Origin of the sequence: Desulfatibacillum aliphaticivorans DSM 15576, assembly GCF_000429905.1 — a bacterium.
Taxonomy (GTDB): domain Bacteria; phylum Desulfobacterota; class Desulfobacteria; order Desulfobacterales; family Desulfatibacillaceae; genus Desulfatibacillum; species Desulfatibacillum aliphaticivorans.
Map to the genome: position 1 here is coordinate 231,044 of NZ_AUCT01000001.1, position 18,678 is coordinate 249,721.

General features: G+C 55.4%; 17 protein-coding genes. 3 read left to right on the forward strand and 14 right to left on the reverse strand.

Annotated elements, in window-relative coordinates; genetic code table 11:
• Nucleotides 1-290: 290 nt before the first annotated feature.
• Nucleotides 291-1,433 (forward strand): type III PLP-dependent enzyme domain-containing protein, encoded by a 1,143-nt coding sequence (locus tag G491_RS0101025; protein ID WP_169829373.1) that lies wholly within the window; start codon nt 291-293, stop codon nt 1,431-1,433.
• A 34-nt stretch (nt 1,434-1,467) separates the two neighbouring features.
• On the opposite strand, the gene G491_RS0101030 is transcribed toward G491_RS0101025, so the two are convergent.
• The 13 genes from G491_RS0101030 to nifH all read right to left on the reverse strand — a co-directional run bounded on the left by G491_RS0101030 (nt 1,468) and on the right by nifH (nt 14,782).
• Nucleotides 1,468-2,943 (reverse strand): vWA domain-containing protein, encoded by a 1,476-nt coding sequence (locus G491_RS0101030; RefSeq protein WP_169829374.1) that lies wholly within the window; start codon nt 2,941-2,943, stop codon nt 1,468-1,470.
• Between the two features lie 280 nt (nt 2,944-3,223).
• Nucleotides 3,224-4,348, reverse strand: coding sequence for a homocitrate synthase/isopropylmalate synthase family protein (locus G491_RS0101035; protein WP_028313261.1), 1,125 nt, complete (start codon nt 4,346-4,348; stop codon nt 3,224-3,226).
• 16 nt (nt 4,349-4,364) lie between these two features.
• Entirely contained in the window at nt 4,365-4,823 is a 459-nt protein-coding gene (locus G491_RS0101040) for a GNAT family N-acetyltransferase (RefSeq protein WP_028313262.1), read from the reverse strand.
• Between the two features lie 49 nt (nt 4,824-4,872).
• On the reverse strand, nt 4,873-5,268 hold the full coding sequence (locus tag G491_RS0101045; protein ID WP_028313263.1) for a hypothetical protein: 396 nt from the start codon (nt 5,266-5,268) through the stop codon (nt 4,873-4,875).
• A 55-nt stretch (nt 5,269-5,323) separates the two neighbouring features.
• Nucleotides 5,324-5,626 carry a (2Fe-2S) ferredoxin domain-containing protein gene (locus G491_RS0101050; protein ID WP_012610647.1) on the reverse strand — a complete coding sequence of 101 codons (303 nt, stop codon included), beginning with the start codon at nt 5,624-5,626 and terminating at the stop codon, nt 5,324-5,326.
• 68 nt (nt 5,627-5,694) lie between these two features.
• A complete protein-coding gene (gene nifB / locus G491_RS0101055) occupies nt 5,695-6,969 on the reverse strand; it encodes a nitrogenase cofactor biosynthesis protein NifB (protein ID WP_028313264.1) in 1,275 nt (424 codons plus the stop codon).
• Between the two features lie 70 nt (nt 6,970-7,039).
• A complete protein-coding gene (locus G491_RS0101060; protein WP_028313265.1) occupies nt 7,040-8,416 on the reverse strand; it encodes a nitrogenase component 1 in 1,377 nt (458 codons plus the stop codon).
• A gap of 11 nt (nt 8,417-8,427) precedes the next feature.
• On the reverse strand, nt 8,428-9,789 hold the full coding sequence (gene nifE, locus G491_RS0101065) for a nitrogenase iron-molybdenum cofactor biosynthesis protein NifE (RefSeq protein WP_028313266.1): 1,362 nt from the start codon (nt 9,787-9,789) through the stop codon (nt 8,428-8,430).
• A gap of 101 nt (nt 9,790-9,890) precedes the next feature.
• Nucleotides 9,891-11,270 carry a nitrogenase molybdenum-iron protein subunit beta gene (gene nifK, locus G491_RS0101070; protein WP_028313267.1) on the reverse strand — a complete coding sequence of 460 codons (1,380 nt, stop codon included), beginning with the start codon at nt 11,268-11,270 and terminating at the stop codon, nt 9,891-9,893.
• Between the two features lie 63 nt (nt 11,271-11,333).
• The gene (gene nifD, locus G491_RS0101075) at nt 11,334-12,998 is read right to left on the reverse strand and encodes a nitrogenase molybdenum-iron protein alpha chain (protein WP_028313268.1); all 1,665 of its coding nucleotides are present in this window, start codon (nt 12,996-12,998) and stop codon (nt 11,334-11,336) included.
• 184 nt (nt 12,999-13,182) lie between these two features.
• Nucleotides 13,183-13,563 carry a P-II family nitrogen regulator gene (locus tag G491_RS0101080; protein ID WP_028313269.1) on the reverse strand — a complete coding sequence of 127 codons (381 nt, stop codon included), beginning with the start codon at nt 13,561-13,563 and terminating at the stop codon, nt 13,183-13,185.
• Nucleotides 13,560-13,916 carry a P-II family nitrogen regulator gene (locus tag G491_RS0101085; protein WP_012610654.1) on the reverse strand — a complete coding sequence of 119 codons (357 nt, stop codon included), beginning with the start codon at nt 13,914-13,916 and terminating at the stop codon, nt 13,560-13,562. Before G491_RS0101085 ends, G491_RS0101080 begins: the two co-directional genes overlap by 4 nt.
• A gap of 41 nt (nt 13,917-13,957) precedes the next feature.
• Nucleotides 13,958-14,782 carry a nitrogenase iron protein gene (gene nifH, locus G491_RS0101090; protein ID WP_012610655.1) on the reverse strand — a complete coding sequence of 275 codons (825 nt, stop codon included), beginning with the start codon at nt 14,780-14,782 and terminating at the stop codon, nt 13,958-13,960.
• Between the two features lie 677 nt (nt 14,783-15,459).
• Here nifH and G491_RS28935 point away from each other — a divergent pair.
• Together G491_RS28935 and G491_RS0101110 are read left to right on the forward strand one after the other, a co-directional pair.
• A complete protein-coding gene (locus G491_RS28935; protein WP_051326942.1) occupies nt 15,460-15,897 on the forward strand; it encodes a MarR family winged helix-turn-helix transcriptional regulator in 438 nt (145 codons plus the stop codon).
• A gap of 119 nt (nt 15,898-16,016) precedes the next feature.
• Nucleotides 16,017-16,844, forward strand: coding sequence for an amidohydrolase family protein (locus G491_RS0101110; protein WP_028313271.1), 828 nt, complete (start codon nt 16,017-16,019; stop codon nt 16,842-16,844).
• Between the two features lie 1,442 nt (nt 16,845-18,286).
• Here G491_RS0101110 and G491_RS0101115 read toward each other — a convergent pair.
• A complete protein-coding gene (locus G491_RS0101115) occupies nt 18,287-18,664 on the reverse strand; it encodes a hypothetical protein (protein ID WP_028313272.1) in 378 nt (125 codons plus the stop codon).
• Nucleotides 18,665-18,678 lie beyond the last annotated feature (14 nt).

Consider the following 18,678-nt stretch of genomic DNA (forward strand, 5'->3'; position numbering starts at 1 on the left):
GCTTGACTCCCTAAGTCATATGAAAAAAATAATACCAAGCAGTATAATGAAACCGGAAAAATTATTTCAGCGTTACTTTAGTGATATTTCATTTTTTCAATGAAATTTCAAGATAATTCTCGTTGAAATCGCTATTTCCATAAAAATTTCAAATTTATTTCAATTATTTGCGTATTTATTGCTTGCGCCCCTATCCCGATTGATGTATGTTTTTCCAGCGCTCGTCCCCCGTTCGGTTTTTAAGGCAGGCTCTAAAAGGAATGGATCTCAATACGTTATTTAAAATCTTGATGCCCCGTATCCATGAATTGGACACCCCTTGCTTTGTCTATAATCTAAACATTATAGAAAAAAACATCCAGAAATTACGACAGGCCCTTCGACCGGATAAAATCCTGTTCGGCGTCCGGTGCAACCCTTTGCCTCAGGTGCTAAAAATTCTGCACCAGAACCAATGCGGTTTTGACGTGGGCAATCCGGCGGAGTTGGAGTATGTCAAACAGGTTGCAGGGGACGGGGCTGACTGCTTTAACGGATGCCCCATCGCCTCGGCGGACAGCGTGAGGGAAATGTACGCCCAGGGGTTCCGCATTTTTTCCGCGGACAGCGCCAGTCAGGTGGAAAACCTGGCGGCCAATGCGCCTAACGCCAAGGTTCTTATCCGAGTATCATCATCCAACGCCGGCAGCGTGATCGCCGACAGCCACCGTTTGGGTGTTGAGGAGAACCACGCCAATCGGCTGTTGGATTATGCGGCGGCAAGGGGGTTGGAGGTTTGCGGTTTATCTTTTCATCCGGGCTCCCAATGCGTGAATTTGGAAAACTGGAAGGCGGGAATTTCTGCCTGCGCCAGGCTGGCGAGGGAATATCCCTCCCTGAAAATCCTTCATATTGCAGGCGGTTTTCCCGCTCTTTATCAAGGCTCCGCGCCGGATGCATGCACTGTGGCGGACGCCATCAGACAGGCGATTGGCAAATATTACCCCTTCACCCCGGTTTTGTGGATGCAGCCCAGCCGTTTTCTGACGGCTGACGCGGCCGTGACCCTGACGACAGCGGTCCACACCGACGAATCCTGCTATCCCCGCAGGCTTTTTGTGGACGCCTCGGTCTTTGCCGGGCATGGAGAGGTTCTGACCATGAACAATCGCCTCCAATACCCTATTTGCGGTCTGGCGCCGGCGAGCAGATTCTACCACTACCAAGTGCACGGATGCACCAGCTCCGGGGTGGATACATTCGCGGCGGACGCCCTGCTTCCCGAAGTGCGCGTGGATCATGTGAATCCGAGCCGATCCAGCCGCATAGTCATATGCAACGCCGGCGCCTATTGCGCTTCATTCGTTCGGAATTCCGTCAGAACAGGTTTTAACGGGTCCAAGGCCCCCGGGCTGTACTTTCTCAAGGGAGAACAACTGGTAAAAGACTACTAACAGCATTTTATTGCCGCACCGCCGCCGCGAACCTTTAAAAACGCATAACCACTTCCGGAGACTCGCCGCGCAGCACGTCCACATTGGCTTCTATGGTTTCGCGCTCGCCTTCGGGCTTAACGCCCACATCGTACCTGCCATAGGGAATTTTCAGTTCAACCCGCCGGCGGCCGGGAATCTCCTTGGTGAACACCACTTCCATGGTTCCGCGCTTGAAAAAGCGCACCCTGGCCGGTACGGGCTTCCCTCTTTTTAATGCCGTCATGAATATTTTTCCATCGCCTTTAAAGCCCGGGCCCGGATAGGCATTTGCATTCCCCTGTCCTTCGGCCTCCCGCAATATGGCCTTATAGTCGCGCGTGATTTCCCTTAAAGCCCGCCAATCATAAAACCGCGAAAGCTCCATGGCCCGGTCGGCGCTGATGTTATTGTATACAAGGGCTAACAGGGCGTGCCGCCTGGATTTATTGTCCTTATGCAGCAGGATGACCAAACAGCCCTTGTTGCGGCGCTTGTCATAGACATTTTGCACGGAAAACCCGTTAATTGTGGAAGTTGTTTTTGTAACGCCCGGGTCCGTCAGGTCCGGCATTCCCTCAACGGAATACGGATTGGAGGCGATGCCTGAGGAGCCCGCCTTGACCGCGGTCCGGATTCGCGCATGATTTTTTTGCAGGGTCTGGTCGGCAATGAGCATGGACGCGCCGCTTTTTGTGTAATCCTGAATGGAAACCTTGCTTCCGGTCCAACCAGGCAGTTTTACAAACTGCGCCTGCAGCGCTCCGGGGGCGCCGCCTCCTCCCTGGACTTCATCCGTCGCAGCAAGAGGCCGCCTGGAGCCATGGCCGAATTGCTCTTGAGGCCTCCTCGGCTTTCTGCCAGGCTGATCGACCTGGACGAAGGGGTTTGCTGCAGAGACGCTTTCAGCGGTTTCCGCAGCCTTAAGAATCAGGTCCGCACGCGTATCTGCAGCCCTATAGGCGCCTCCCGACGCACGGGCCAGCCGCATCAGCTTGGCGGCGTCCTCGCGATTGGGCGCCACTCCGATTATATTCACAATAATCCCGGCGCCCCGGGCTTTCAGATCCTGCACCATGGAGACGGGATCGCCCCAGCAGTCGTCCCAACCGTCCGTTATCAAGGTGATGACGCAGCCCTGACTCAGGCCCGCCGCCTGCTCCCAGGCCTTGCGCAAAGCCGTGGTCAAAGGCGCCTTGCCCTGGGGCTGCACTTTCTTGATGGCTGAAATTAGCGCCCTCCTGTCATAGGGGGCGAGAGGGACGAGCACCTCCGCGTCGTCGCAGCCCTTGGCTGCGTTCTGGCCGTAAGCCACAATGCCCGCCAGGGAGTTCTGGGGCAGCGACTTAACGAAACGCAAGGCTGCAGGCCGCGCATTTTCCATGCCCGGCCTTGTATCCAGGGTTCTTTGCATGCTTTGGGAGCAATCCAGAACCAGCATGTTTCCGGGAGGTTCGGCCGCAGCCGGATCAAAGATGAAAGCAAACAACATAATCGCCAGAAGACATTGCCAAGCAAAACCTTTTCGCATGCTCTTCCTTTCTTAAACTATGTACAACCCGATGAAATAATAATATTTTTCCCCAAAATTTCCAATTCGTATGGATACGGCGTACAACCGGGCGCAGCCGGCGAACGGAGGCATTGTTCGGGGATGATGAGGCCAGAATATTTTTAAAAGATGAATTCTGTCAAGAGAGAGGAGATTTTTCAGCCATGAAGCCCCGACAGAATGCAGCCTTGCACCCTGCCGGGATGAGCGCATGTTTTCGCTAAACGGTGTTGTATATCCTGACCAATTCGCCGGGGGAAAGCACGGAGCGTTTTTTAAGGGCCTCCATTCTTACGGCGGCCATCAGGGATTCGGTCTTGCCCTCTTCCAGGCGCACCCCAGCCTTGGCCAGCACGTGCCGAACCATCCCGGAGCCGCTATGGCGTCCGATGACGAGCTGCGCCCTTTCCCGGCCTACGGTCTCGGGGTTGAAAGGCTGATAGGTATCGGGATTTTTCAGGATGCCTGCGCAATGAATCCCGGACTCATGGGTGAAAACAGCCTGGCCGGTTATGGGCTGATCCGCGGGGATAGGCCTGTTGACGGCCTCGGCCACGTACCGGCATATTTTATTCATATGTCTGGCGTCCACGCATGAGGAGCGGGAGTCCAGGGTCCCGACTGCCACCACAACCTGCTCCAAGGGAGCGTTGCCAGCCCGTTCCCCCAACCCGTTGACCGTCACGCTGACGGCCTGGGCGCCGGCCTCGATGGCTGCAATGGTGTTGGCCGTGGCCATGCCCAGGTCATTATGACCGTGGAACTCCAGGGCCATTTTCCCTGCGGCCCTGGATAAAACGTGCACCATGTTTTCCACCTGGGAGGGCCTGGCAAGCCCCACGGTATCGGCGATGCGCACCCGATGGGCGCCGCAGAGGTTGGCTGAGTGAACGAACTGCTTCAAAAACGCCATGTCCGCCCGGAAGGCATCCTGCGCGCCCACGGAAACCCGGGAAAACCTTTTTAAGGCGTAAGGAATTAACTCGCTGAGCTGATCTAAAACCCAGCTGCTTGTCTTGCCCATGGCATCCAAATGAATGTCTGAAACCGGAAAGCTGATGTGCACTCCGGTCACATTGCATGGCAAAGATTGATCGATGTCGTCTTTTAAAGCCCGGCACCAGGCGGTGAGCAGACAATCTAGATTCAAGCCGGCGATGGCCTTGATTTCGTCCTGGGCCGCCGCCCCCATGGCCGGAATGCCTGCTTCCAGTTCGTCCACATGGGCCTGATCCAGCATTATGGCCAGGGCGATCTTTTCCTTTTTGTCAAAGGCTGCGCCAGGCGCCTGCTCTCCGTCGCGCAGAGTGGTGTCGATGATATGGACCGGAACTTTTTCTTCCATCTTGAATCTCGCATTTCTAACTGACGTCCGCTTTTCGCAGACAAATGAGCTTGGTTCCGCTCCATCCCTGCTTTCCGTAAAAGCTGAGAGCGGGTTTATTGTTCTTATCCGCCAAAAGCTGCATACGCGTGACGCCCCGGAGCCTGGACCATTCGACGACGGCGTTTAGCAGCATGGTCCCGGCGCCCCGGCCCCGCATGGATTGGGACACAACCATGTCCTCCACCAAAGCGGAGTAGGCGCCTTCCGCCGTGGAAACCAGCAGTTGGGCCGAGCACATGCCAATCACTTTGCCGCCGGCTTCTGCAACTTTCACGCAACGATGCTTGCCGCATCCGTCCAGCATGAGCTTGAGGCCTTTTTCCTGTTTAGCCTTATCAGCGACGAAATCGGCTTCTATGGCGAACAACTCATCCAGCAGGCCGATCATGGCCTCCAGATCCTCAAACTCCGCATTGCGAATCGTTATGTTCATAGCCTTGGCCTTTCCCGCAATGTTGCGCCTCAGTCGGCGAAGGGCGGCCTTAGGCGGCGCAGAGCACGACCCCGTTGACGAGTTCCCGCACCTTTTCCCCGGTCATAATCATTCCCTGCAACTGATCGTCTGTCAGGGTCGTCTCCAAAGGAGCGCCGGGATCGCACAGGTTGACAATGTTGTCCATGGCCGTGACTTCCTCGATTAAAAAAGGAGGCAGATTGACCAACGGGGCCGCCTCCCGAATCATGGAGGTCAGGGTGTTATGCATGGGCAATGTGTTATGAAAGGCAAACAGGCCCATCAGGTATTTTTCGATGCTCAGGCACACAATGTGGTAAATCATGCTGTTGTTGAAAACCGCACTGCGGCGATGGCCGCGCCTGGCAGTCTGCAGGAACTTGTTGGCTTCATCCACAAAAAGGCCGCAATTTTCTTTGGACATGAGTTTTTCCTCAAGGTAAAGGCGGCGCCCGCATACAGGGCGCCGCGCTTTTTCATCACAAGGCGTAAGACTCGGCTACTTCGCCGTCTTCCAAGGCATCCAGAATTTCGTCGACGGCGTCTTCGCTTTCCACTCCGCCGTACCAAAGTCCGGCGGGATAGATCACCATGACCGGGCCGTGGTCGCAGGCCTTCATACAGCCTGTGCTGGTAATCTGAGCGTCCAGGCCCCGGTCTATGATTTCGTTTTCAATGTACGGCAGCAGGCTGACAGCGCCTTTTTTGTTGCAAACGCCTTTGGCGTCGCCGTCGGCGCGAAAGCTGGCGCAGACAAAAATGTGATGTTCAGGTTTTTCCATTTGTGATGCTCCTTACACACTCAATAAAGGGTTGTTCTTACCATTTAGCCTGGGGGCGCTCTCCCTAGTTAACCGCACCCCATGCCGTTGCCGCCGCACGCGCCGCCGCAGGCGGTGAGCGAGCGTTTGACCATGTGATTCAAGGGCTGTCCGGCGAACACCGCACGGATCGCCTCATCGATTAATCCTTCTATTTCAAAAACCTTGATGCCGGACTCCGACAGCACCTGCTGGGGATTAGGGCCTATGCCGCTTACCAACAGCGCGCCGCAGTCCGAAATGGTTTCCGCCAACTGCGCCCAGCGCTCCATGCCGCCGCCCGCCGCCGGAGTGGTGCGCGCTTCCAGCAACTGGACCCGTCCGTCCTTCTCGCCGTAGACCAACAGGGTTTCCGCCTCGCCCAGGTGCTGATTGACCAGCACGCCCTCCATGCTGGCAACCGCCACGCACGGCCTGGAGGAAACCTTGCCGACCACAGCCTGCTCCACGTCCAGGCGCTGACAGGCCTGGAGGGTTTTCATCAGGCCCTGATCATGGGCCTCGCCCAGGAGGCCCACGGCGTCGGCCCGGCACCGGGTGCAGTGGCGCATCTGTTTGACGTGCTGGGAAGCCTCGGACCGGATCTTGTCCACCGTGTCTTTGGGAGGCTCGGGCAGATTTTCAAAATCCGAGCCCGGATTGGGCGCATAAGGCATGGCGTTAAACAGATCCACGCCCAGGTCGGACATCTTCTTCGCCACCTCGACGATATGATCTTCGTTGATGCCGGGAATAATGATGCTGTTGACCTTGACGATCATGTCTTCGGCTTTCAAAGCCTGGATGGCTTCCAACTGCCTCTCCAAAAGCACGGCCGCGCCGGCCTCGGAACGCACCACCCTTTTGCCCACACGCATCCAGGAGTAGATGTTGGCTCCAATGGCGGGATCAATGGCGTTCACCGTGACGGTCACGTGGCTGACGTTCAACTGTTTAAGGTCGTGCACGTACGGGTAAAGGTTCAGCCCGTTGGTGGCCAGGCAGAGCATGACGTCCGGGTATTTCTCCCGGGTCAGGTTCAGGGTTTCCAGGGTTTCCGCCGGATTGGCGAAAGGATCGCCGGGGCCTGCTATGCCAACCACGGAGATGTTGCCCTTTTTGGCGAAAACTTCGTCCAGGTAAACCATGGCCTGGGCTGGCGAAAGCACGGCGCTGGTTACGCCGGGGCGGGTTTCGTTGACGCAATCGAATTTCCGGTTGCAGAATTTGCACTGTATATTGCAACGGGGGGCCACCGGCAGGTGGACCCGTCCGAAGGATTTGCATGCATTGGGATTAAAGCAGGGATGGTTGTCAAAATTCATGGTGCGACCCTTTCCATCTCGGATTTTTTATTATTCTTAGAGGGTTTCGGCCTGTTCGTTCCGTCCGAAGCTACATGTAGGTGTATCCTACGTCCGAGCGATCTTGTTTTATTTCGATGATTTTATTGACTATCCTGTCAAAAAGCTGTTGTGCGCCGCGATAGCCCAGGTGCAGCGTTCTGCTGCCGTTCACCCGGTCATGGACCGGGAATCCCACCCGCAGGAGGGGGGTTTTCAGTCTCCGTGACATGGCGTAGCCTTTGCTGTGACCAATGAGCAGGTCCACGCCTGTTTTTTCCAGGGCCTTTTCTATGGTTACAAAATCCACGTCTTCCATGATTTCCATTTTGCTATGGATTCTTTCCGGAACCACGCTTTTGATGGTTTTTTCAAACCGTCCGGCGCCGCCGCCCGTTGCGCACAGAGCGGGAATCACGCCGATTTCTCCGCAGAAGGCGGCCAGTCCGACCACCAGGTCCTCCTCGCCGAACAGCGCGGCTTTCACGCCGTTCAGATGTTTGTGCCCGTCCACCATGGCGTCCAGCAGGCGGCCCCTCTGCCCCAGGTATTTGTCCGGGATGGGGTTTCCGCTCACTTCCGCCAGGATGTCCATCATCTTGTCGGTTTCACGAATGCCCATGGGCAGGCCGATCCGATGGGCGGGCACGCTGAATTTTTTGTCCAGCCAGGTTCCGGCGGTCTCAGTCTCTCCGGCCAGGATCATTCCGCATTCCAGACTGGCTGCGGCTCCGCCGGCGGATTTGATGGCCTCGATGGTGGTTCCGCCTTCGGGAATACGCTGGTACTCAGTCCACAGGGGACCGTTCAGGGTGTCGCTGTAATCCGGGATCAGGACGGGGTCCATGCCGAAATCCGCGACGACTTCCTTAAGCAGCCTCAAGTCCGATGGAGAGACCATGCCGGGAAACAGGTTGATCAGAGGCTTGTCTCCGGTTTCCACGGCCTCGGCCAGGGTTTCCACCAACGCCCTTACGGCTCCGTGAAAGCCCTGCATATGGGTCCCCTGGTAGCTGGGGGTGGACACATGAACCAGGGCGGGCAGATTTTCCTTGTCCTCGCATTCCTCCTTATAGGAATGGATGAACATGGGCACGTCGTCGCCGATGGTTTCGGACAGGCATGTAGTGGCGATGCCGATCAACTCCGGGCTGTACTGGCTGCGGATATTATCGATGGCCAGCTTGATGTTGGCGCCGCCGCCGAAAATGGCCGTGTCTTCTCCGAAATTGGAGCAGGCGATGTCCATGGGCTCTTTAAAATGGCTGATCATGTAGCGCCTGATATAGGTGGAACAGCCCTGAGACCCGTGAAGCAGAGGAACGCAATTGGAGACGCCTTTGAACACCAGGGCCGCTCCCAGAGGGGAGCACAGGTTGCAGGCGTTCTGTGTGGCTGCATAATTATCGGTCTTTCCCGCAAATTTCATGATCGCCTCCTCTACTCTTCTTTATTGCCCAGGCGAGCCGGGCAAAACTGCCAAACCGGGCTGGTTACCGATGTATGGACCTCCCGCGCGAAGGCGAGCATGCCCCGGAATCCGGCCAGGGGGATCTTTCTTTCGTGGTTATGGTCGCAAAAGCCAATGCCCATTTTGAATGCGATGGGACGTTCCTTGACTCCTCCAATGAAAAGGTCTGCGTCCTTTTCGATGATGTACTTGGAGAGTTCCAGGGGATTAGCGTCATCAAGAATAATAGTGCCGTCATCACACATCTCCTGCAGGGTTTTATAATCTTCCTTGTTGCCGGTCTGGGAGCCCACAAGCACCACTTTCATGCCCAGGTAGTTCAGCGCCTTGATCAGGGAGAAGGCTTTAAACGCCCCGCCCACATAGATGGCGGCCTTTTTGCCTTCCAGGTCCTTCCGGATCCCGTTAAGCTCGGGCAGTATGGCTTCCACTTCCTCCCGGACGATCTTCCGTGTGCGCTCCATGATTTCCGGGTTGTCCGGGAACCGGGCGGCCACGTCGTACAGGGACTTGGCCATGTCATCGATGCCTATGTACGAAACCCGGATGTAAGGTGTGTCATATTCTTCCTTCATCATCTCGGCCAGAAAGGTGAGTGCGCCGGAGCACTGGACCACGTTAAGGGCCGCCCCGTGGGACTTGCCTATCTCGTCCACCCTGCCGTCGCCGGTCATGACCGAGACCACCTGCACGCCCATGCGTTCGTAGTATTCCTTGATGAGCCAGGCTTCGCCGCCGATGTTGAACTCGCCCAGAATGTTGATGCTGATGGGGGAGACGTCTTCGGTGGAGCCTTTTCCCACCAGTTTGAACAGGGCGTCGCAGGCCGCCTTGTAGCCGTCCTTTTTGGTGCCCTTAAACCCTTCCGAATGGACGGGCAGGACGGGGATTCCCTTTTTGGCCTGCATCTTGCTGCAGACTGCGGCCACGTCGTCGCCGATGATTCCCACGATGCACGTGGAGTAAACAAAGGCGGCTTTGGGTTTATATTGGTCGATGAGTTCGTCCAGGGCGGCTTCCAATTTCTTTTCGCCGCCGAATATGACGTCCCTTTCCCGCAGGTCCGTGGAAAAGCTGAGCCTGTGCAATTGGGGTCCGGAAGAGAGCGCTCCCCGGATGTCCCAGGTGTAGGCTGCGCAACCAATGGGGCCGTGTATCAAATGCAAAGCGTCGGCTATAGGGTACAACACCACCCGGGATCCGCAGAACACACAGGCCCTTTGGCTGACGGAACCCGCTACGCTGTGCTTTCCGCAGGTCATGTCAAAAGGCTTTTCGCCTTTGGTGTGTATTTGCGCCTCACGCGATTTCAGGATGGGTATGGACGGCATATTTCACTCCTAATCCATGCTGCTCTTTTATGGAGGACTTTGACTCCGGGCCGGAGTCCCTTTTGCAAGGGACCTCCGTCCATCGTCATATTTCCTCTCTGCTACATAACCAGTTCCATGGTGATGTCCGTGGCGTCCCTGTCCTGACGATCCATGAGGACGCCCAGGATTTGCTCCATCAGGCGCATGGCGCCCCGGTATCCCATGGTGGAGAAGTAGGAGTGCCCCATGCGGTCGTAAATGGGGAACCCGTGCCTGACCATGGGGATGTCCTCGTCCTTGGCGATGTACTTGCAATAGGTGTTGCCAATGATGAGGTCCACGGGGTCGTTCTTGATCCACTGGTGAAAAAGCAGCATGTCGCCGGGGACCTTGATGTTAACCTCTTCCCCAATGTCCGCCACAACTTCTTCCAGGGCCTTGACGTACTTCTTGCCGGCCGGGCTGCCGGAAACGATGTGCACCGGCTTCATGTCCAGGGAGACCAGGAACTTGGTCAGGGCCAAAACCTGATCGGGATCGCCCACCACGCCCACGCGCTTGCCGTACAAGTACTGGTGCCAGTCCGAGATGCAATCCACCAACTGGCCGCGTTCCAGGTTAAGGACGTCCGGAACGTTCACGCCGGCCATGAGACGGAGCTTATCCACGAACGCATCCGTGCCTTGCAGCCCGATGGGCAGGTCCAGGATTTCGCAGGGGACCTTGCACTTGGAATCCAGAGCGCGGGCGGCCGCCATGGCGCCCGTGCGGCCCAGGGCGATGGTTCCTTTGCTGTCGCCGGTCATGTGCAAGTCCTCAATGGTCGTTCCGCCTTCCGGGAACATCTTGTATTTCCCGGTCAGGGGGCCGTTCAGGACCTTGGAGGTGTCCGGGAACATGATGTAAGGCACGCCCATGACTTCGGCGATGCGCTGGATTTCCGCCATGTCCGAAGGCTCCACAAATCCGGGAATCAGATTGACGGCCTTGGTTTTGGCGCCGGTTGATGTGGCGAAATAATCCACCATGGCCTTGACCATGTTGGAGTAGCCGGTCACATGCGATCCCACATAGCTGGGAGTATTGGCATGGATGATGTACTTGCCGGCCGGCGCCTTGCCGTCCGCTCTGGCCTTGGCCACGATCTGGGGAATGTCGTCGCCGATGGTTTCGGACAAGCAGGTGGTGTGCACGGCGATGACGTCCGGGTTGTATACCGTAAAGATATTGTCTATGGACTGCAGCAGGTTGGCCTGCCCGCCGAATACCGAAGCGCCTTCGGTGAATGCGCTGGTGGCCGCAACCACAGGCTCCTTGAAATGACGCGTCAAGGCGCTGCGGTGGTAGGCGTAGCATCCCTGGGACCCGTGGCTGTGAGGCAGGCAGCCGTGGATGCCCAGGGAGGCGTACATGGCCCCGATCGGCTGGCAGGTTTTGGCCGGGTTAACGGTCAGGGCCTTGCGTTCTTTGATTTCTGTTGGAGTATGTCTAAGTAGCATGAGAATTCTTTCTCCTGTTATCGATCGGTGTTGATTCCCGATGTAATTCTAAGCGTGCGCCCGTTAATCGCAGGCGTATGTGGCCGCCAGTTCGGGGTTCTTGTCCCAGGGCGCCTTCATGTATTCCCATACGCGGCTGTTCACCATGCGATCGATCTCATGGTAAAAATTGACAGCGCCTTTAAAGCCTGCATAAGGTCCGCCGTAATCGTAGCTATGGAGCTGTTTGAGCGGGATGCCGTGTTTCTGCACGGTGTATTTTTCTTTGATGCCTGCGCAGAAAAGATCAGGCTTGAAGATCTTGATGAGCTGATCGGTCTCCCACTGGCTCAAGTCGTCGATGACCATGGCTCCGTCCGGCATTTCAGGCATCATGCCGTCGTAATCGTTGAACTCAAAACCGGAATTCTCCAACTCCGCTTTTCTTTCTTCGCTGATCCGGGGATTAAAGCGTTCCGGGTCCTTTTCAATGGTCAATTCTTCGATGTTCCGGCTGTCCGCGTCCACCTTGATATCGGGCAGCACCTTGCGGCCTTCGTAGTCGTCCCTATGTCCGAACTCGTAGCCGGCGGACAGGGTTTTCATGCCCAATTCGCCGAACAGCTCCTGGTAATGGTGAGCGCGGGAGCCGCCCACGAACAGCATGGCGCGCTTGCCTTCGGTGCGGGGCCTGACTTCGGCGCACGCCGCTTCCACTTCGGGCAATTCCTCGGCGATGACTTCCTCCACCTTGTCGATCAATTCCTGCTCGCCGAAGTACTGGGCGATCTTGCGGAGCGACTTGGCCGTGGCGTGCGCGCCGATGAAGTTGACCTTGATCCAGGGCACGCCGAACTTGGTTTCCATCATTTCGGCCACGTAGTTAATGGAGCGGTGGCACATGATGCAGTTCAGGTCTGCGGTGTGGGAGTTGGCGAAGGCATCGATGCTGGAGTTGCCGCTGTATGCGGCCACTTGGGTGATGCCGCATTTGTCGAAGATTCTTTCAATTTCAAAAGCGTCCCCGCCGATGTTGTATTCACCCAGGAGGTTGATCCTGTACTTGCCTTCCTTAATAGTGTCGTCCAGGCCCACCACGTGTTTAAAGATGCCGTTGTTGGCGATATGGTGGCCCGCGCTCTGGCTGACGCCCTTGTATCCTTCACAGGAGAAGCCGAATATATTGATGCCCAGCTTTTCCTTCATTTCACGGCATACGGAGTGCACGTCGTCGCCGATGAGCCCCACGGGGCACGTGGAAAATACGGCGATGGCTTTGGGTTTAAAATTGTCGTAAGCCTCCTGGATGGCCTGTTTCAGTTTCTTTTCCCCGCCGAAGATGATTTCCTCGTCCTGCATGTCGGTGGAAAAGCAGTAGGTCATGAAGTTGTGGCCGTCCGGGGTGCTTTCCGGATCGGTCTGGTTCCGGCGGGTCAGCCAGGAATAGAAACCGCATCCAATGGGGCCGTGGGTGATGTTGATGATGTCCCTTGTGGGTCCCAAAACCACGCCCTTGCAGCCGGCGTAGCAGCAGCCGCGCTGGCCCATGAGGCCGGGAACGGTGCGCACGTTGGCGTTGATCACGGGCGTTTTGCCGTCTTCGCCCACCTTGTTGATAACAAACTGTTTCGACCTTTTACGCGCCACCTTGGGCGGGTATTTGGCCATGATTCTGGCTTTGACTTCTTCCGGATCAAGGTTATCCAGAGTTACCTTTTCGGTCGATAAATCCTTTGCGGCCTCGGCCATGGGTTATTCTCCTATTTCAAAACATTTCAGTGTCTTCATTGCCCGGCATCCCGTCTTTTTTAGGGATGACCTAGTCGCGTTAACGCCCTGAGATTCGGACACCGCTTTTTCAAGCGGCGTCTCAAAGGCTTTGGCATGGGCCGTTACAGGGTTCCGGTTGAGGAACTTGCCTCCAATCCTGGCCTTATCCTTCGTCCAGGGTATCTTCTCCCTCTTCCCCGGTGCGAACCCGGACCGCTTCCGCGCAGGGCATCACAAAGATCATTCCGTCCCCGGACTTGCCGGTTTGATTGACCTTGATGATGGTCTTGACGGCCTTGTCCACCAGGTCGTCGTTCACCACCATGATGATGGCGCGCGTGGGGATCAGGCGTTGACTCTGGCCCAGTTGGGAGATGGCTTCTTCGTATCCCAGCTCCGCGCCTTGCAGCAGGTTGAGGTCCACAATTCCCTTGCCGCGGCCGAGGGCGTCCCGGGCGGACATGGAGCCCAGCCCTACATCCGCCAGCGCCTTTTTGGTCTTGTTCATCATGTTCATGCGTACGATGGCGATCAGTTCTTTCATATCTGCACCTCTTCCGTTGCGCCGTCTTCGGTTTCCTTGATGCCGGAGCTGATGGTGTAGGTCTCGATAACGGGGATGATGAAGATCCTGCCGTCCCCGAAGGCGCCCTTGTCGCCGGTGCGAGCGGCTTTTACGATGGTTCTGACGGCGAAATCCTTGTCTGAGTCCTTGACTACGGCCAGAAGCATTTCCTTGGGGATTTCATCATAGGTGATTTCGCCTATCTTTATTCCGCGTTGCTTGCCGCGCCCCACCACGGACATCTTGGTGACTCCCGGGAAGCCGGCTTCCATCAGAGCTGCCAGCACGTTGTCTACTTTTTCGGGACGGACGATTGAACGGATCATTATCATGGTTTAAATTCTCCTTAAGGTTCTGGTTTCCGGATTTTTTCTTAGGCCGCAATGCCGTAGTCAATGAGCAGTTTTTCCAGTTCTTCGATTTCCAGAGGCGAGGGAATCACCCGCATCTCGTTGGCGTCGATCTTTCTGGCCAGGGTGCGGTATTCGTCCGCCTGGGAATGGGCGGGATCGAACTCGATGACGGTCTTCCTGTTGATCTCCGCCCGCTGCACCATGTTATCCCGGGGGACGAAGTGAATCATCTGGGTTCCCAGCTTGGCTGCAAAGGCTTCGATCATTTCACGCTCGTTATCCACGTTGCGGCTGTTGCAAATGAGGCCTCCCAGACGGACGCCGCCAGCTTCGGCGAACTTCACGATGCCTTTGGAGATGTTGTTGGCGGCGTACATGGCCATCATCTCGCCGGAAACCACGATGTAAATCTCCTGGGCCTTGCCTTCGCGAATGGGCATGGCGAAACCGCCGCAGACAACGTCGCCCAGGACGTCGTAAAAGGCGTAATCCAATTCTTCGCTGTCGGCGTAAGCGCCCAGTTGCTCCAGAAGGTTAATGGAGGTGATGATTCCGCGGCCGGCGCAGCCCACCCCTGGTTCAGGGCCGCCGGACTCGGTGCAGAGGGTGCCGGCGTATCCGACCTTGCGCACGTCGTCCAGTTCCACATCCTCGCCTTCTTCCCGCAGGGTGTCCAAAACCGTACGTTGGGCCAGACCGCCCAAAAGAAGTCTTGTGGAGTCCGCTTTGGGGTCGCAGCCGACCACCATGATTTTCTTGCCCATTTCAGACAGACCAGCCACTGTGTTCTGGGTTGTTGTGGATTTGCCAATTCCGCCTTTGCCGTAAATTGCGATTTTTCTCATTTTTCTGTTTCCTTTGTTAGTTAGCCAGGGGTATAGGGTGACTTAATCCCAACCGGTTGCCTGGGTATAAGAGCAACGCATGTGCCAAGGGGGGGAGTGAATGCTTCATATAATTATAACAGGTTGGTATCATGGGAGATATTTCTTAAAAAAAGGGCGAAGCCGGGCATTTTGCAGGCGAAAACAACCCCTATTTTATTACAATTTTGTGCATAGACTCTTTTCAATCTACGTTTTTGTTTATGAACTATCTACTTTTTACAATTTTGTATATAAAGACTGAAAGAAAAATGAAACAGACCCTATTCTATTAAATTAATACTTTGTTTTTATTAGATAAAAAAATTTTTGAATTCTGAAGCGATGGACCCGGCCCTCCCCTCCCCGCCGATCCCCAAGCCCCCTCCCCCACCCCAGGCCGCCCGGGGCCCCATGATCCTTTTGTCCTCCCCGCAGGCAAAAACAGGGTCGCCCCTTATTTACACGGCCCCTTCCGGGGAAAAATTGTCCAGCCCCCAAGGAACGCACGCCCCTAAGGCCCTGTCCCGCCAGGGTTCATACAAAAATGTGTATAGGGAATGTCGGCGCCTCCAAAACGTCGTCGCCATTTTATTTATGGATGGAAATCCCCCTTGACATTTAGTTAGATATCTAATTAGATGCGCCCAGGAGACGCCATGACCAATCCGGACCACATTGTTTTTCTCGTTACACGCCTTCAGGAAAGCGCTCACCGCTTTCTCTCCAACGCCCTCAAGCAAAGAGGCGTCCAGGGGATCGAGCCTTCCCACGGGGTCATCCTGCGGCAATTGCACGTCCAGGGCCCTTTGACCATGAGCGACCTGGCCCGCCTGACCGGGCGCACCAAGCCCACGGTCACGGTGCTGGTCCGCAAACTCATGAAGCACGGGTACGTGGAAAAAGTCCGGGATTCCGAGGATGGGCGGGTCTTTCAGGTGAGCCTGGCGCCCAAGGCCCTGGAACTGGCCCGGGACCTGGAATCCATCTCCCGGGAGCTTCGGGAGCGGCTGTACGCGGGTTTTGATGAGCACGAGAAGCAGGTCCTGGCCGGACTGGCGGCAAAAGCCCTGCGCAATTTTAATCCCGGCGAATAAAATATGGTCTAAATTGGGATGAAACGTGTATTTGTGCACTCAATTAGTTAGATATCTAATAAAATATGCGGGATGTGTGAATGCGCAGCCGCATTTTGAGGCAAAAAAAAGGAGGAGCAATGAAATCAGATAACCCCATCATCGACGTATGGATGCAGCAGCCCACCAGGGAATTCCTTAACCACCCCATGTTCGCTTCCTTAAGGAAATGGATGGGAATCGATTTGATCGAACAGGACCTGCCCATGGAATGGACCCTGGATTCCATGGATCAGGCCGGGGTCCATCTGGGAATCCTCTGCGCATGGCATGGGCCTTGCGGCCCGCTGATCTCCAACGAGCAGGTTTTGTCCCTGATTCAATCCTATCCGGACCGGTTCAAGGGCCTGGCCTCGGTCAACCTGTATCAGCCCATGGAGGCCTTAAGGGAGATGACCTATTATATCAAGGAGCGCGGGTTCGTGGGAGTGCGGCAGGTGCAGTGGTTCTGGAACCTCCCCGCCACGGACAGGCGTTACTATCCTCTATACGCCCGGTGCGTGGAACTGGACGTCCCCATCTGCTTTCAAGTCGGGCATACCGGCCCCTTATGTCCGTCCGAGCCGGGCAGACCCATCCCTTATATAGACGAGGTTGCCCTGGACTTTCCGGAGTTGAAGATGGTGTGCGGGCACATCGGCTACCCCTGGACCCAGGAGATGATCGCCGTGGCCACCAAGCATCCCAACGTATACATCGACACATCCGCGTACACGGCCAAGCGGTTCCCGCCCGAACTGGTCCGGTATATGAAAACCAACGGAAAGAAAAAAGTGATATTCGGCACCAACTATCCCATGATCCCCCATGCCAAATGCCTGGAGGATCTGGACAGCCTGGGCCTGGAGGAAGAAACCCGGGAATGCTTCCTCTACAAAAACGCCCGGGAGGTGTTCAACCTGGATTAGCCGGCGGCGACGGATTTGTGGCGCCGGGCGTGACATATTCCTGACCAGCCCTGGCATGCAATGCCGGGGGCCGTGTTTTTTTTAGGCGGCCCAGGCAAGAGGGTTTCTTGCCTGGGTTGCCTAAGCAACAGATGGTGCGGCCAAGAAAGAGTCTTGAAATGGTGAAAGATCGGCGGGAGGTTGGAGTGGGTTGAATTCCCTATTTTTTGGGATTTTAAATGCATCATAGATACATTGAAAATAATATGATTTCTGATACTTCCATATGCATTCCCACGCAAAGCATGGGAACGAGGTTGGGTGTTGGATAGAACGTCGCTTCGATTAATCTTTTTTGATTTCCACTACAGCATAGGCCGAAAAAAATGCGCTCACGCGCCCCGGCAGGATACTGCCCTGCCGCGGCCACCCTACTACGGACGGCGACCAGAGCGCCACAATCCACGTTGTAGACGCGCCCCCCTGTGGGCGCCAACGGCGTGCAAAGCACGCATAAGCAGGGCAAGCCCTGAATCTACAGAGCCCCGGAGAGGGGGGCGATTTTCGGCCGCGCTTCCGGCGGCAAACTCTCGCGTGTTTTTTTATGGGTGGCCCAGGCAAGGCAGTTTGTTGCCTGGGTTGCGAAGCAACAGAAGGTGCGGCCAAAAAAGAGCATTGAAATTGTGCAAGGTCGGCGGGCGTATGAATTTTGTTGAACCCACGCTTTTTGGATTTTCAGTGCATTATGGACATATTGAAAATAATGTGATTTCTGATAGTTCCATATGCATTCCCACGCGCAGCATGGGAACGAGGTTGGCGTTGGGAAGAGCGTCCGAACGAATAATCTCCTCTGATTTCCACGGCTGACGAGGCCGAACCAAGTGCGCTCACGCGCCCCGGCAGGATACTGCCCTGCCGCGGCCACCCTCCATCTGCACAGGATTATTAATTGCCTCCATGGCAATGGATTCTCCCCAGGCCAGCCCTGGCATGCAATGCCAGGGGCCGTCAGGCCAATATGTCGACCGAAAAAGGTTCAAAGGCCAATGGACTGCTGTGAACCGAGGTCGATCATATGAAAGGGTGGCACTGGCAGCGTCGTTTGCCGCCGTGTTGCGAAGCAACAGTAGGTGCGACCATAAGGAATTGTTGAAATCGGGAACTATGGACGGATGAAAATTTTTCTTGAGAGATCTTTTTTTTTGCCCTTGTTTTGGATGGTCTGCCATTTATTAAACAATTCAGGATTCTAACGCCGCTTAGGTTTTACTGCATGTACTCACGCACCCCGGCAGGATACTACTTTGCCGGGGCTACCCAACCCCATTGTAGACGCGCCCCCCTGTGGGCGCCGCCGGCGCGCTTAGTGCGCCTTGGGCAGAGTTCGGCCTGCATCTACATATTACAAACTCTCAAACGTCAAACGTTGATTTGACGCTTTTCAGTGCCCTCTTTATACTTTAAAAGAACTTACTCCAGAAAGCGGAGGAAGGTTTGGACATAGTGATCTGATTTACCCATTCGAAAAGGCCTTTAACTTCCTGAATGATATCTTCATTCAAACCAGTATTCCGCCACTCGCTCCACGCCCATTCCAGAGCGGAAACAAATACAGAAGGAGGGTAAATATGATCATTTTTCATAATGTTTACAAGAGGATTTCCTTGTCCAATTTGATAACCAGTCCATACTGGATCGCCATCCTCTACCCAGGTGCATTCGGCACTTTTTGGCCCATCAATTTGCATTTTTTCTCTGGAAAATTGCAAATTATAGGTATCATCTCTTCCCCAACGAGGCGAAAATAACAATACTTGAAATTCTGTTCTCTCAGCCATTATAACCTCCTTTT

What these genes read in the sequence shown, in the direction of transcription:
- nifE (WP_028313266.1), bottom strand. Translation starts at nt 9,789, where the DNA reads ATGCCGTCCATACCCATCCTGAAATCGCGTGAGGCGCAAATACACACC.
- nifD (WP_028313268.1), bottom strand. Translation starts at nt 12,998, where the DNA reads ATGGCCGAGGCCGCAAAGGATTTATCGACCGAAAAGGTAACTCTGGAT.
- G491_RS0101060 (WP_028313265.1), bottom strand. Translation starts at nt 8,416, where the DNA reads ATGAAATTTGCGGGAAAGACCGATAATTATGCAGCCACACAGAACGCC.
- nifB (WP_028313264.1), bottom strand. Translation starts at nt 6,969, where the DNA reads ATGAATTTTGACAACCATCCCTGCTTTAATCCCAATGCATGCAAATCC.
- G491_RS0101035 (WP_028313261.1), bottom strand. Translation starts at nt 4,348, where the DNA reads ATGGAAGAAAAAGTTCCGGTCCATATCATCGACACCACTCTGCGCGAC.
- G491_RS0101045 (WP_028313263.1), bottom strand. Translation starts at nt 5,268, where the DNA reads ATGTCCAAAGAAAATTGCGGCCTTTTTGTGGATGAAGCCAACAAGTTC.
- G491_RS0101085 (WP_012610654.1), bottom strand. Translation starts at nt 13,916, where the DNA reads ATGATAATGATCCGTTCAATCGTCCGTCCCGAAAAAGTAGACAACGTG.
- nifH (WP_012610655.1), bottom strand. Translation starts at nt 14,782, where the DNA reads ATGAGAAAAATCGCAATTTACGGCAAAGGCGGAATTGGCAAATCCACA.
- G491_RS0101050 (WP_012610647.1), bottom strand. Translation starts at nt 5,626, where the DNA reads ATGGAAAAACCTGAACATCACATTTTTGTCTGCGCCAGCTTTCGCGCC.
- G491_RS28935 (WP_051326942.1), top strand. Translation starts at nt 15,460, where the DNA reads ATGACCAATCCGGACCACATTGTTTTTCTCGTTACACGCCTTCAGGAA.
- G491_RS0101115 (WP_028313272.1), bottom strand. Translation starts at nt 18,664, where the DNA reads ATGGCTGAGAGAACAGAATTTCAAGTATTGTTATTTTCGCCTCGTTGG.
- G491_RS0101030 (WP_169829374.1), bottom strand. Translation starts at nt 2,943, where the DNA reads ATGTTGTTTGCTTTCATCTTTGATCCGGCTGCGGCCGAACCTCCCGGA.
- G491_RS0101025 (WP_169829373.1), top strand. Translation starts at nt 291, where the DNA reads ATGCCCCGTATCCATGAATTGGACACCCCTTGCTTTGTCTATAATCTA.
- G491_RS0101040 (WP_028313262.1), bottom strand. Translation starts at nt 4,823, where the DNA reads ATGAACATAACGATTCGCAATGCGGAGTTTGAGGATCTGGAGGCCATG.
- G491_RS0101110 (WP_028313271.1), top strand. Translation starts at nt 16,017, where the DNA reads ATGAAATCAGATAACCCCATCATCGACGTATGGATGCAGCAGCCCACC.
- nifK (WP_028313267.1), bottom strand. Translation starts at nt 11,270, where the DNA reads ATGCTACTTAGACATACTCCAACAGAAATCAAAGAACGCAAGGCCCTG.
- G491_RS0101080 (WP_028313269.1), bottom strand. Translation starts at nt 13,563, where the DNA reads ATGAAAGAACTGATCGCCATCGTACGCATGAACATGATGAACAAGACC.